This is a genomic window from Helicobacter himalayensis (assembly GCF_001602095.1).
GTDB classification, from domain to species: Bacteria; Campylobacterota; Campylobacteria; order Campylobacterales; family Helicobacteraceae; genus Helicobacter_F; species Helicobacter_F himalayensis.
Map to the genome: position 1 here is coordinate 300,195 of NZ_CP014991.1, position 13,487 is coordinate 313,681.

Below are 13,487 nucleotides of genomic sequence, written 5' to 3' on the forward strand. Positions count from 1 at the left end.
AAAAATGATTTAAAACTTAAAACTCTGCAAGAATTTGCTAATAAATATTCAAAAGAAGAAATTTATAAAGAACTTAATATTTTAAATTCTAAAAAAATAGCCAGCAAAGATGAGATTTTTAAATTTATACCAGAACCTATGAGATTTGAATTTTTAACCGCCATTGCTCTGAAGCAACATTTTTGTAACTTAGAAGTATTGCCAAATTATAGTATTGATGATGAGGGTTTGCCAAAATGCCACGCTATGGGAGGCAAACCTGATATAGCGTGCAAAGATACGCATAATAATGCTATCGTAGAAGTAAGCCTAATTTGTGGTAGAGCCCAAGTGAATAACGAGCTTTTAGCCATTACAAGACATTTAAAAGAGCTTATAGAATCTAGTCAAGTTTTAAGATGTTTTGCCATTTTTATTGCTCCTCAAATTTTTGAAGATACTAAAAGATATGTTAGGTTTATCGCCTTTGATGAAGATTTGGAGATAAGAAATTTAAGCATTAGCGACTTTATCAGTTCTTTACAAAATGTAGATTCTTTTAATGCAATATAAGTTTTAAGTTTTTCTTTATTGAATTTTTAAACTATCAAAGCCTTTTGCCAAAATTTCAAAAAGCTCTTAAAAGCGATGAGCAATGGGGAAGCAAATGGTATAAAGAAGAGCTTAAGGCTATGGTTGATACATTAGTATTGCATTAAATTACCCTTTAGCACAATACTAAAAGCTTAGTTTTAGAAAAAAGTTCAATTTAATATGAGATTGCCTTATTTTATAATATAAAATTTAAATTTTTGAAAACGATAAAGCATATATTAAGGGAGCAAAATTTTGTCCCTTATCTTTTTATTTCTTTTCTTTTTATATTTTTCTCCCGCACAGAGCTATTTTTTAGAATTTCTGCGTGTTCGTTTTTAATATCAAGTGGCCAATCTAAGCCTTGCTCTTGCACATTCCAATCGGGGTGTTTGCCATTCTCCACACTCAAGTAATCCTCCACGCAACATTGCTCTATAAGTTTATAAGAAATATAAGCATTTCTTATGTTTTTAAGCCCAAAAAGTCCTTTGATGTCTTTTTCAAAATTTTCTTGGTAAATCATATAAAATTCAATTTTCGCACCGCTTAAAATTGTATGGTATAAAAAATACCATATCCCAAAACTCCTTATGCTTGGTCGTCCCTTTGTCCCACCATCGCGATAAATAGACAAAGTGTTTTTAATGCCTCCCTCACTTTGACTTCCACCAATCTTTTTAATCTCACCATTGACAACAATCAAATACACCCTAGCGACATTTTCGGTAAGAATCTTTTGAGGCAGAGGGTTACCATTCTCATCTTTTAAGTTTTTAAGATAGTTAAAATTAAGTCTTGTGCTACCCTCTACAAATTCCACATCAGCAATTTTAAAGGCAGTTTTAACTTCATCTATTTTCATTCTCACTCCTTTATAATCAGTAGCTCGTGGCTTTGTTTGATATTATCCCTATCACCTAGCAGTCCATTATTGCGATTAAGGCGATTTTTACCCACTCTTGTTTCCCCTTGCCCCATAGTGTATTGCCATTTAGGCTCTAAGATTTTAAAGTCCTTATATGCCTCTCTCACAAAAGCACAATCATTGTAACTTAAAATAAATTTGCCCTTGTGATTTTTAAGGCATTTACTCAAAAGTGCGTGATTAAAGCCATTATGATGGATAGGAAAATTCCGCATAGGATAGATTCCTTTAAACATTTGAGAATCTCCCTCTAAAAAATAAGGCGGGTCGCAGTAGAAAAAATCATTTGGGTATTTTTCAAACACTTTTTCAAAACTTACACACTCTACACTTAGATTTTGCAACTTAGAATCTTGCCCCAGATTTTTAAGCTTCTCTAAAGCGTTTAAATAGCGACTTTTATCCTCATAAATCTTACTCATCCAGCCCAAAAATCCGGGTCCATAAGAGAGATTAAAATTAAAATAATAATCTCGTGCAAGGGTTAGAGAATCTAAATTCTTTTGCGGAATGTTTTTTGCATTTTTATGCCTTTCATTCCAAAAGGATTTCAACTCTGCTTTTATATTAGCGTAAGTCTCTTTTGTGGGTTCAAGCCTCAATAATGCTTCATAAAGTCCCTTAGAATCCGCAATCAAAACTTGCCAAAAATTCACCAAAATATCAAAAATATCAAAGGCTTTCACTTCTAAGTTAAGCTCCAAAGCACTCGCAATTTCTACGCTACCCCCGCCCATAAATGGCGAAACAAGCCTTGTTATATCATTAGGAAAATGTTCTAGGATTAACCCAACCGCTAAGGATTTACCGCCCCCATAACGCAAGGGGCTTTTGGTGTAACGTTTGTAATGTAAATTTTTAGCTTTAAGATTCTGTAAAAAATGCTCTTTAGAAGTGAAATTTGGTTTTGTAGATTTTTCTTGTTGTAATTCTTTTAAGTCAAATAAACTCTGCTCTTGTATCAATGGATGCCCTTAAAGTTGTTTGTCATATTATAACAAAATAGATGATAATAAAATTGAGAGAATCTTTGAAGCGAATTTGAGTTTAGACTCCTCCCTTTTACCAAAATCTCACGCTGTTGGAGGCAATGCGGACTTTGTTTATATCTATGATTATCATCACCTAATGATAGAAGTAACCCTTAGTGAAAAAACCAACCAAAGAAGGGCTAATGATGGAAAGATGCGAATAGCCAAAGATGTGCTAAAAGAGTTTTTACAAGAGGCTTAAAGGTTTTTGTGCTTGCATAGTTACCATTTACAAGCCTTTTATACTATAATCAAAAACTTTTTTTAAAAGGCAGTTGATGTTTTCTATTTATTCGCGTCGCTACACAGGGGCTAAAACAAAGCTTTTAAAGCAAATTGACAAAGTGCTTTTAGAGCATTTTGATTATAGCTTGCAAAGCAATCTTAGCTTTTTTGATGTGTTTGCTGGCACGGGGGTTGTGAGTGCGTATTTTATGCAAAAGGCAGAATTTAGCCACTTTCTAGTCAATGATTTTTTAGAATCTAATTTTATAATTTATCAAGGATTCTTTGCACAAGAGCATTTTAATGAAGAAAAACTTTTATCTTTAAGAGAAAAATTCAATGCCCTTAAAAACATTAAAGAAAATTACTATTCCAAAGCATTTGGTGATAAATTTTTTAGCTTTCAAGATGCTAAACATATAGGCTTTATAAGAGAAGAGCTTGATAGACTTTTAAAACAAAAGCAAATTAATACAAAAGAATTCCATATCCTCCTAGCAAGTTTGCTTTATAGCAGTGATAGGGTGGCAAATACTTGTGGGCATTATGATGCGTATCGTAAAAATATAAATTTAGAAGATAGGTTTCACTTTGAGTTGATTTCACCTTTTAAAACGCAAGCAAAAATAGAACTTTTTAAAGAGGATTCTAACGCCTTAGCAAAAGCATTTATCAAACAAGAAAGAAAGCTTGATATTGCCTTTATTGACCCGCCTTATAATTCTAGGCAATATAGTAGATTCTATCATTTTCTTCAAACCTTAGCACAAAATCATAAACCCAAGCTTTATGGTGTAGCATTAAAACCAAAGCCAGAAAATTTAAGCGAGTATTGTAAAAGTAATGCAAAAAATGTTTTTAAAGATTTGATAGAGAGCCTTGCACACATCACTAAGATTTTGGTGGTTACTTATAATAATACTTATACTTCTAAATCAAACTCAAGTAGGAATAAAATACAATTAGAAGAGATAAAAAATATTTTAGAATCTGTTGCTAAAATACACATATACGAATTTGATTATAAAGCCTTTAGTAGTGGAAAGACAAGTTTGGATGGGCATAAGGAATTTATTTTTATAGGTAGAGTGCAATGACAATACAGGCAAATAACTTACAATGTTTCACAAAAAGAAAAATAATGCGTTCCCCATTTTTTTATGTAGGTGATAAATATAAGCTTATGCCTCAATTACAAAATTTATTCCCGCAAGATATTGATACTTATATTGAGCCTTTTGTGGGCGGTGGAAGCTCATTTTTAAACATAAAAGCTAAAAAATATTTACTCAACGATTTGGATACAAATTTAATTACTTTGCATACATTTTTGCAATCCCAAAACAAAGAGGAATTATTAAAAAATCTACTACGCACCATAAAAAATTACAAACTTTCCTGTTCTTTAGAAAATATGATTCCTCCTCTTGAGCTAAGACTTGCTTATAAAAAAACTTATTTTGCTAAGTTTAATAAAGAATCCTATATGCGTTTAAGAGCAGATTTTAATCAAAATAAAAACGATATGTTAAAACTCTATTTGCTTCTTATCTATGGCTTTAATCGTATGCTTAGATTTAACAGCAAAGGCGAGTTTAATCTACCTGTTGGTAATGTAGATTTTAATTTGAATGTTTTAAATGCTTTGCAAGATTATTTGCACTTTATGCAGTATTCCAAAGTGGAATTTTTTAACCTTGATTATCAAAAATTTTTAGAAAATTCAACACTAAACAAAAAGGATTTTATTTATTTTGACCCTCCTTATCTTATTAGCAATAGCCAATATAATAAATTGTGGAATGAAAACAAAGAAAAAAAATTGTATCAAGTTCTTAAAAAATTAGATTCTCAAGGTTTTAAATGGGGCTGACTAATCTCTTACAACACAAGGGACAAAATAATAGATTTTTAGAAGAATTTGCTAGAGCATATAAAAGCTACACTATACAAAGCAATTATATTAGCTTTAATGATAATTCAATTAAAAAAGATTCTATGGAGATATACATAAGCAATGCCTAAAACAAGAAAAGCAGAATACAAAATTTTATCTTTTAGCACCACAATGAGAAATCCTCAAAGAATAGTGGATTTTCTTAAAGCTCTTTTGCCTTTTGAAAATAGAATTTTAACGCATGAAATTATTATGCAAATTGTTGCTTCTTTAATCCAAAATAAGCTTTATGTTCCCATATATGCTAACAAAGTCTATAAAGAAATTTTAGAATCTGATGAAATTTTCAACGACAAGCAAACACAAGAAATCATAGAAAATTCTCCACAAAACCATAAAGAAGCAGGGTTTGATAAGGGTTGGGATTCAAGATTTGATACTTTTTATAAACTTCCTATGGAATTTGGATTTTGCTTTTATGCAATGAATAAGCCTTTACTGATTTCAAACACAGGACATTTGCTTATAGATGCAATCAATGAAATTCCAAGCAATGAAGAAAAAATCTCTAATGTCTTTTTAAATTGCTTAATGAAATATCAAAGTAATAATCCTTTTAGAAACACTTTAAATACAAATGTGCCTTTATTGTTGTTGCTTAATACAATGCAAACGCTCAAAGAACAAAGTGGAGATTCTAAAATCCATAAAAGTGAAATCGCATTCTTTTTATGCTGGAGGGATAGTATTTTTACAAACTTGGCGGAGTTTATTTTAAACTTTAGATTGCTCTATCCTCATTTTAATTATTCTAATGAAATCATTTATAAAGAATGCCTTAAACTTTTAGATTCGGATAACACAACGCGTTTTAAAATTTCTCAAGTGTGTAAAGAGGGTATAGATGAATACATTAGAAAAATGCGAATTTGTGGGCTTATTTCACTGCGAGGCAATGGGAGATTTATTGATTTTAACACTTTTGAAATGCCTAAAATAAAATATGTAATCAAGAATTATTCTATTTATCCTAAATTTGATGATAAAAAAGCTTATTTTGATTATATGGGGGAAATTGATTCTCATATTTTAGAAATCAAAGAAACATCTGCTTTAATTGATAAAAATGATTTAAAACTTAAAACTCTGCAAGAATTTGCTAATAAATATTCAAAAGAAGAAATTTATAAAGAACTTAATATTTTAAATTCTAAAAAAATAGCCAGCAAAGATGAGATTTTTAAATTTATACCAGAACCTATGAGATTTGAATTTTTAACCGCCATTGCTCTGAAGCAACATTTTTGTAACTTAGAAGTATTGCCAAATTATAGTATTGATGATGAGGGTTTGCCAAAATGCCACGCTATGGGAGGCAAACCTGATATAGCGTGCAAAGATACGCATAATAATGCTATCGTAGAAGTAAGCCTAATTTGTGGTAGAGCCCAAGTGAATAACGAGCTTTTAGCCATTACAAGACATTTAAAAGAGCTTATAGAATCTAGTCAAGTTTTAAGATGTTTTGCCATTTTTATTGCTCCTCAAATTTTTGAAGATACTAAAAGATATGTTAGGTTTATCGCCTTTGATGAAGATTTGGAGATAAGAAATTTAAGCATTAGCGACTTTATCAGTTCTTTACAAAATGTAGATTCTTTTAATGCAATATAAGTTTTAAGTTTTTCTTTATTGAATTTTTAAACTACCAAAGCCTTTTGCCAAAATTTCAAAAAGCTCTTAAAAGCGATGAGCAATGGGGAAGCAAATGGTATAAAGAAGAGCTTAAGGCTATGGTTGATACATTAGTATTGCATTAAATTACCCTTTAGCACAATACTAAAAGCTTAGTTTTAGAAAAAAGTTCAATTTAATATGAGATTGCCTTATTTTATAATATAAAATTTAAATTTTTGAAAACGATAAAGCATATATTAAGGGAGCAAAATTTTGTCCCTTATCTTTTTATTTCTTTTCTTTTTATATTTTTCTCCCGCACAGAGCTATTTTTTAGAATTTCTGCGTGTTCGTTTTTAATATCAAGTGGCCAATCTAAGCCTTGCTCTTGCACATTCCAATCGGGGTGTTTGCCATTCTCCACACTCAAGTAATCCTCCACGCAACATTGCTCTATAAGTTTATAAGAAATATAAGCATTTCTTATGTTTTTAAGCCCAAAAAGTCCTTTGATGTCTTTTTCAAAATTTTCTTGGTAAATCATATAAAATTCAATTTTCGCACCGCTTAAAATTGTATGGTATAAAAAATACCATATCCCAAAACTCCTTATGCTTGGTCGTCCCTTTGTCCCACCATCGCGATAAATAGACAAAGTGTTTTTAATGCCTCCCTCACTTTGACTTCCACCAATCTTTTTAATCTCACCATTGACAACAATCAAATACACCCTAGCGACATTTTCGGTAAGAATCTTTTGAGGCAGAGGGTTACCATTCTCATCTTTTAAGTTTTTAAGATAGTTAAAATTAAGTCTTGTGCTACCCTCTACAAATTCCACATCAGCAATTTTAAAGGCAGTTTTAACTTCATCTATTTTCATTCTCACTCCTTTATAATCAGTAGCTCGTGGCTTTGTTTGATATTATCCCTATCACCTAGCAGTCCATTATTGCGATTAAGGCGATTTTTACCCACTCTTGTTTCCCCTTGCCCCATAGTGTATTGCCATTTAGGCTCTAAGATTTTAAAGTCCTTATATGCCTCTCTCACAAAAGCACAATCATTGTAACTTAAAATAAATTTGCCCTTGTGATTTTTAAGGCATTTACTCAAAAGTGCGTGATTAAAGCCATTATGATGGATAGGAAAATTCCGCATAGGATAGATTCCTTTAAACATTTGAGAATCTCCCTCTAAAAAATAAGGCGGGTCGCAGTAGAAAAAATCATTTGGGTATTTTTCAAACACTTTTTCAAAACTTACACACTCTACACTTAGATTTTGCAACTTAGAATCTTGCCCCAGATTTTTAAGCTTCTCTAAAGCGTTTAAATAGCGACTTTTATCCTCATAAATCTTACTCATCCAGCCCAAAAATCCGGGTCCATAAGAGAGATTAAAATTAAAATAATAATCTCGTGCAAGGGTTAGAGAATCTAAATTCTTTTGCGGAATGTTTTTTGCATTTTTATGCCTTTCATTCCAAAAGGATTTCAACTCTGCTTTTATATTAGCGTAAGTCTCTTTTGTGGGTTCAAGCCTCAATAATGCTTCATAAAGTCCCTTAGAATCCGCAATCAAAACTTGCCAAAAATTCACCAAAATATCAAAAATATCAAAGGCTTTCACTTCTAAGTTAAGCTCCAAAGCACTCGCAATTTCTACGCTACCCCCGCCCATAAATGGCGAAACAAGCCTTGTTATATCATTAGGAAAATGTTCTAGGATTAACCCAACCGCTAAGGATTTACCGCCCCCATAACGCAAGGGGCTTTTGGTGTAACGTTTGTAATGTAAATTTTTAGCTTTAAGATTCTGTAAAAAATGCTCTTTAGAAGTGAAATTTGGTTTTGTAGATTTTTCTTGTTGTAATTCTTTTAAGTCAAATAAACTCTGCTCTTGTATCAATGGATGCCCTTAAAGTTGTTTGTCATATTATAACAAAATAGATGATAATAAAATTGAGAGAATCTTTGAAGCGAATTTGAGTTTAGACTCCTCCCTTTTACCAAAATCTCACGCTGTTGGAGGCAATGCGGACTTTGTTTATATCTATGATTATCATCACCTAATGATAGAAGTAACCCTTAGTGAAAAAACCAACCAAAGAAGGGCTAATGATGGAAAGATGCGAATAGCCAAAGATGTGCTAAAAGAGTTTTTACAAGAGGCTTAAAGGTTTTTGTGCTTGCATAGTTACCATTTACAAGCCTTTTATACTATAATCAAAAACTTTTTTTAAAAGGCAGTTGATGTTTTCTATTTATTCGCGTCGCTACACAGGGGCTAAAACAAAGCTTTTAAAGCAAATTGACAAAGTGCTTTTAGAGCATTTTGATTATAGCTTGCAAAGCAATCTTAGCTTTTTTGATGTGTTTGCTGGCACGGGGGTTGTGAGTGCGTATTTTATGCAAAAGGCAGAATTTAGCCACTTTCTAGTCAATGATTTTTTAGAATCTAATTTTATAATTTATCAAGGATTCTTTGCACAAGAGCATTTTAATGAAGAAAAACTTTTATCTTTAAGAGAAAAATTCAATGCCCTTAAAAACATTAAAGAAAATTACTATTCCAAAGCATTTGGTGATAAATTTTTTAGCTTTCAAGATGCTAAACATATAGGCTTTATAAGAGAAGAGCTTGATAGACTTTTAAAACAAAAGCAAATTAATACAAAAGAATTCCATATCCTCCTAGCAAGTTTGCTTTATAGCAGTGATAGGGTGGCAAATACTTGTGGGCATTATGATGCGTATCGTAAAAATATAAATTTAGAAGATAGGTTTCACTTTGAGTTGATTTCACCTTTTAAAACGCAAGCAAAAATAGAACTTTTTAAAGAGGATTCTAACGCCTTAGCAAAAGCATTTATCAAACAAGAAAGAAAGCTTGATATTGCCTTTATTGACCCGCCTTATAATTCTAGGCAATATAGTAGATTCTATCATTTTCTTCAAACCTTAGCACAAAATCATAAACCCAAGCTTTATGGTGTAGCATTAAAACCAAAGCCAGAAAATTTAAGCGAGTATTGTAAAAGTAATGCAAAAAATGTTTTTAAAGATTTGATAGAGAGCCTTGCACACATCACTAAGATTTTGGTGGTTACTTATAATAATACTTATAGTGCAAATGCAAGAAGTAATGCAAGGATAAATGATAAAGAAATTATGCAAATCTTAAAAGAATATGGTAAGGCTTATGTTTATGAATTTGATTATAAAGCCTTTAGCAGTGGAAAAAGCGAATTAAGGAATCATAAGGAGAGGATTTTTATATGTCAGATATAAAACAAGCCCTTTTATATACAGAGGACTTTATCCCCAGTCCGCTTAATTATATAGGTAACAAATTTAAACTTTTAAAGCAAATAATGCCACTTTTCCCTAAGGATATTAACACAGCAATTGATTTGTTTTGTGGTGGGGCAAGTGTAGGGATAAATTTAAAAGCTAAGAATATTGTTTTAAATGACAATCTAAGCGAACTTATAAGATTATATGAGCATTTACAGGCATATAGTGTAGAAATAATTTTTAAAAAAATTTTTCATATTATTGAACATTTTAAACTCTCTCATACTGCACAAATGGGCTATGATTTTTATAAATGTGATAGTGCTAAGGGTTTGGCTGCTTATAATAAAAATAAGTTTCTACAACTAAGGAATCGTTATAATCAAAGTAAAAACATATTTGATTTTTTTGTTTTAGTTATTTTTGCATTTAATAATCAAATAAGATTTAATAGTAAGGGTGAATTCAATCTTCCTTGTGGCAAAAGAGATTTCAATGCTAATATGCAAAAAAAATTAAGGCAATTTGTTTTAAATTTACAAATAAAAAACATAAAGATTTCAAATAAGGATTTTAGAGATTTTAATTTAAGCCTTTTAGATTCTAAAGATTTTGTTTATGTAGATCCTCCTTATTTTCTAGCCACTGCCCCCTATAATGAAAACAAAGCTTGGACATTACAAGATGAACTTGATTTGCTGGAGTTTTTAACCTTACTTGATGCAAAAAACATTCGCTTCGCTTTGTCAAATGTGATTTTGCATAAGGGTAAAGAGCATAGCATCTTAGAAGATTGGCTCAAAAAACATTCAAATTTAAAAACTCATTTTTTAAATTTTCATTACAAAAATTGCAATTATCAAACAAAAAAAGCTTTATCGCAAGAAGTGCTTATCACAAATTATTAGGAGGATATATGCGTTATGATTATTTTGGCAACACAAGCTTAAGGGTAAAAAATTTACTTTATAACTTTGAAACCCAGCTCCTTTTATTTGAAGAACTTTTTACTAACGCACATAAAGAAGATATTTGGGCTAATGATTCTAGACTACAAATCAAATATTTAGAACTTTTAGAACAAAACAATCTTTTAGAATCCAAAAGCAAAACTACGCATCTAGGCACAAAAGATGCAAGAGTAAAATCTGCTCCATTAGAAGATTATAAGCTCATAAATAGAAAACAAAAGCGCATCACAAAAGAAGGCTATGAATTGCTAAACTTTATTAAAACTAAAAGTTATCAAATCAATAATGATTTTTTGCAAATTGATTTGATTTCTTTACTTTTTCTCAAAGCCACACTTTGTATTGATAATGAAAGGTTGTTTTTTAAATACCTAGAAGTGTTTAAGGCTTTTAATGGCTCTTTGGATATTGAAATCTTTAAACTTCTGCCCCTTGTGAATAATTTTAAAAATACAGAGCTTTTCACTCAAACTTTTAAAAATAAAAATTTATTCTCAACTTTGTTTGCGCAAGATTCTACTTATATGGAAAATTTAGAATTATTTTTAAAGGATTTAAATAACAATGTTTTTAAAATTGACTATTTTAAAACTGCAAAAGGAGACAAAACTGCTCTAGCAATCATCAAAACACTAAAAGAAGTGTTTTTGCCTTTCAGAAACTCTAAAGATGAAAAAATTTTAGAAAAGCTTATGAACTCTAATGATTATTTAGAATTTAAAAAATTATATTTACCGCATTTAAGCAGAAAAAACAAAAAGCAAGAAAAACTAAAAGATTTAGTAGATTTTTGTGATGGAAATCTCAATGAATTTGGAACAAACTTTTTTGAGTTTATTTTTAAAGCAAGAATACAAGCAAATTTGAATGATTATTTGGACTTAAATCGCAGATATTTAAATCTCACTGGTATTTTTGAATTTCAGCACGATAAGGTGGAACTTAACACTATTTTTAAGATAATTTTGAAGCATTCAAGATATAAAGAAATTCTAGAAAAAATCGCACAAAATTCTGTATCTCAAAGTCTTTTGAAGGAATATTTTGATGATGAGGAATTTAAACAATCATTCAAAGAATTAGGGATTGTAAAACCACAAGATGTAAAAAATTATAAGTCCAAACAAGATAAAGAAAAGCTTAAAAATCTCTTGCAGACCAAATTTACTAAGACAAATATTATAGAAATTCTAAAACTTTTTGAAGAAAGAAAAAATGATACAAAGATTTTAGAAAAAACAAGCATAGAAGCAAATATACCTACGATTTTTGAATACATTATCGCAATTGCTTGGCACTATATAGATGATAATAAAATTGAGAGAATCTTTGAAGCGAATTTGAGTTTAGATTCCTCCCTTTTACCAAAATCTCACGCTGTTGGAGGCAATGCGGACTTTGTTTATATCTATGATTATCATCGCCTAATGATAGAAGTAACCCTTAGCGAAAAAACAAATCAAAGAAGGGCTGAAATGGAAAGTGTTTCAAGGCATTTGGGAAATCTGCTTTTAAGCTTAGATGCGGATACGCAAAACCAAAGCTATGCAATCTTTATCGCACCCTATTTGGATAAAAATGTATTAAATGATTTTAGAAGCAGAATGCATTGTTATTTTGAAAACGATAAAGCACATATTAAGGGAATGAAAATTTTGCCCTTAAGCACGAACGATTTAGTAAAAATTTTACAATCCAATTTAAACTACCAAAGCCTTTTGCCAAAATTTCAAAAAGCTCTTAAAAGCGATGAGCAATGGGGAAGCAAATGGTATGAAGAAGAGCTTAAGGCTATGGTTGATACATTAGCACCAAATCACTTTTAGTAGCTTTAAAAACTTTATGCATTATCTTTAAAACTCCCTGCTTTAAAAAGCCTTTGTTGGCATCAAGTGCTTTAAGCACTCCTTAAATTTCTGACAGCACTTTAACGCATCAAAGCACTTTTTGTCTGCCACTTATCCAACTCAAACTTTACAAAAACTTTACATTATATACCTTTTGTTTTTACACTGACTTTTTATACTTTCTCATATCTAAATTTTTAAGGAGAAAAAATGAAAAAATACACACTAGGTCTATTAGCGGGATTATTGCTTAGCACAAGTGTAATGGCTGAAAATATCTTTCCGGTTTCTAGAGAAATGGGTTCAGGCACACGCGGGGCTTTTGTAGAGATTTTTGAAGTTCAAAAGAAAGTCAAAGACAAAAAGCTTGATGCCACCACGCAAAAGGCTGAAGTTACCAATTCAACAGGAGTAATGCTAACAACCGTGGCAAATTCCAAAAATGCCATTGGCTACATCTCGCTTGGCTCATTAAATGACAGCGTTAAAGCCCTAAAAATAGATGGCGTAGCACCAAGTGTAGAAAACATTAATAACAAAAGCTATAAAATTTCTCGCCCTTTTAATGTCGTAACAAAAACGACAAATCCACTCATTGAGGACTTTTTAAAATACGCTACTTCCACGCAGGCAAAACCTATCGTAGAAAAAGCAGGTTATATTTCAGTAGCAAAAGCAAATTTTAAAAGTAAGCAACCACAAGGCAAACTCGTAATTGCTGGGTCAAGTTCTGTAACGCCTCTTATGGAAAAGCTCACAGAGTCTTATGCGCAAATCAATCCTAATGCAACAATTGAAATCCAACAAAGCGATTCTACAACAGGTGTAAATAGCGTGGTTGAGGGTATTGCAGATATCGGAATGGTAAGCCGTGAAGTGAAAAAAAGTGAAGTAGAAAAGGGCATAACTCCGCTTGTTTTAGCTATTGATGGACTAGCAGTGATTGTAAATAAAAACAATACAACAGATAAGCTCTCTAAAGATTCTGTGAAAAAAATCTTTATGGGTGAAATCACAAAATGGCAAGACGCTAAATAAA

At 31.1% G+C, this 13,487-nt stretch carries 13 protein-coding genes and 1 pseudogene; 10 read left to right on the plus strand and 4 right to left on the minus strand.

What is annotated here, in order from left to right:
• Positions 1 to 60 precede the first annotated feature (60 nt).
• A complete protein-coding gene (locus A3217_RS09290; protein ID WP_231860288.1) occupies positions 61 to 552 on the plus strand; it encodes an AlwI family type II restriction endonuclease in 492 nt (163 codons plus the stop codon).
• Between the two features lie 283 nt (positions 553 to 835).
• Here the strand turns inward: A3217_RS09290 and A3217_RS01430 are convergent, their stop codons facing one another.
• Both A3217_RS01430 and A3217_RS01435 read right to left on the minus strand, forming a co-directional pair.
• A complete protein-coding gene (locus A3217_RS01430) occupies positions 836 to 1,438 on the minus strand; it encodes a GIY-YIG nuclease family protein (protein WP_066387068.1) in 603 nt (200 codons plus the stop codon).
• Between the two features lie 2 nt (positions 1,439 to 1,440).
• A complete protein-coding gene (locus tag A3217_RS01435) occupies positions 1,441 to 2,463 on the minus strand; it encodes a DNA adenine methylase (RefSeq protein ID WP_066389665.1) in 1,023 nt (340 codons plus the stop codon).
• A gap of 22 nt (positions 2,464 to 2,485) precedes the next feature.
• On the opposite strand from A3217_RS01435, the gene A3217_RS01440 reads away from it, so the two are divergent.
• From A3217_RS01440 to A3217_RS01455, 4 genes and pseudogenes are all read left to right on the plus strand, one after another.
• Positions 2,486 to 2,734 carry an AlwI family type II restriction endonuclease gene (locus A3217_RS01440; protein ID WP_066387069.1) on the plus strand — a complete coding sequence of 83 codons (249 nt, stop codon included), beginning with the start codon at positions 2,486 to 2,488 and terminating at the stop codon, positions 2,732 to 2,734.
• A 76-nt stretch (positions 2,735 to 2,810) separates the two neighbouring features.
• Positions 2,811 to 3,854, plus strand: a complete 1,044-nt coding sequence (locus A3217_RS01445; protein WP_066387065.1) for a DNA adenine methylase — start codon at positions 2,811 to 2,813, stop codon at positions 3,852 to 3,854.
• A gap of 86 nt (positions 3,855 to 3,940) precedes the next feature.
• Positions 3,941 to 4,782, plus strand: a pseudogene (locus A3217_RS01450) (Dam family site-specific DNA-(adenine-N6)-methyltransferase).
• Positions 4,783 to 4,906: 124 nt separating this feature from the next.
• Positions 4,907 to 6,328 (plus strand): AlwI family type II restriction endonuclease, encoded by a 1,422-nt coding sequence (locus A3217_RS01455; RefSeq protein ID WP_231860256.1) that lies wholly within the window; start codon positions 4,907 to 4,909, stop codon positions 6,326 to 6,328.
• A gap of 283 nt (positions 6,329 to 6,611) precedes the next feature.
• Here the strand turns inward: A3217_RS01455 and A3217_RS01460 are convergent, their stop codons facing one another.
• Together A3217_RS01460 and A3217_RS01465 are read right to left on the minus strand one after the other, a co-directional pair.
• Positions 6,612 to 7,214 carry a GIY-YIG nuclease family protein gene (locus A3217_RS01460; protein WP_066387068.1) on the minus strand — a complete coding sequence of 201 codons (603 nt, stop codon included), beginning with the start codon at positions 7,212 to 7,214 and terminating at the stop codon, positions 6,612 to 6,614.
• A 2-nt stretch (positions 7,215 to 7,216) separates the two neighbouring features.
• Positions 7,217 to 8,239 (minus strand): DNA adenine methylase, encoded by a 1,023-nt coding sequence (locus A3217_RS01465; protein ID WP_066389665.1) that lies wholly within the window; start codon positions 8,237 to 8,239, stop codon positions 7,217 to 7,219.
• Between the two features lie 22 nt (positions 8,240 to 8,261).
• Here A3217_RS01465 and A3217_RS01470 point away from each other — a divergent pair, with 22 nt between their 5' ends.
• The 5 genes from A3217_RS01470 (at position 8,262) to A3217_RS01490 (ending at position 13,486) form a co-directional block, all read left to right on the plus strand.
• Positions 8,262 to 8,510, plus strand: coding sequence for an AlwI family type II restriction endonuclease (locus tag A3217_RS01470; RefSeq protein ID WP_066387069.1), 249 nt, complete (start codon positions 8,262 to 8,264; stop codon positions 8,508 to 8,510).
• 76 nt (positions 8,511 to 8,586) lie between these two features.
• Complete coding sequence (locus A3217_RS01475; RefSeq protein ID WP_066387075.1) at positions 8,587 to 9,624, plus strand: DNA adenine methylase; 1,038 nt, start codon at positions 8,587 to 8,589, stop codon at positions 9,622 to 9,624.
• A complete protein-coding gene (locus A3217_RS01480; RefSeq protein ID WP_066387077.1) occupies positions 9,612 to 10,538 on the plus strand; it encodes a Dam family site-specific DNA-(adenine-N6)-methyltransferase in 927 nt (308 codons plus the stop codon). The genes A3217_RS01475 and A3217_RS01480 overlap by 13 nt, the downstream gene beginning before the upstream one ends.
• Before the next feature lie 8 nt (positions 10,539 to 10,546).
• Positions 10,547 to 12,427, plus strand: a complete 1,881-nt coding sequence (locus tag A3217_RS01485; protein WP_066387078.1) for an AlwI family type II restriction endonuclease — start codon at positions 10,547 to 10,549, stop codon at positions 12,425 to 12,427.
• Between the two features lie 231 nt (positions 12,428 to 12,658).
• Positions 12,659 to 13,486, plus strand: a complete 828-nt coding sequence (locus tag A3217_RS01490; RefSeq protein ID WP_066387080.1) for a substrate-binding domain-containing protein — start codon at positions 12,659 to 12,661, stop codon at positions 13,484 to 13,486.
• Position 13,487: the final 1 nt, after the last annotated feature.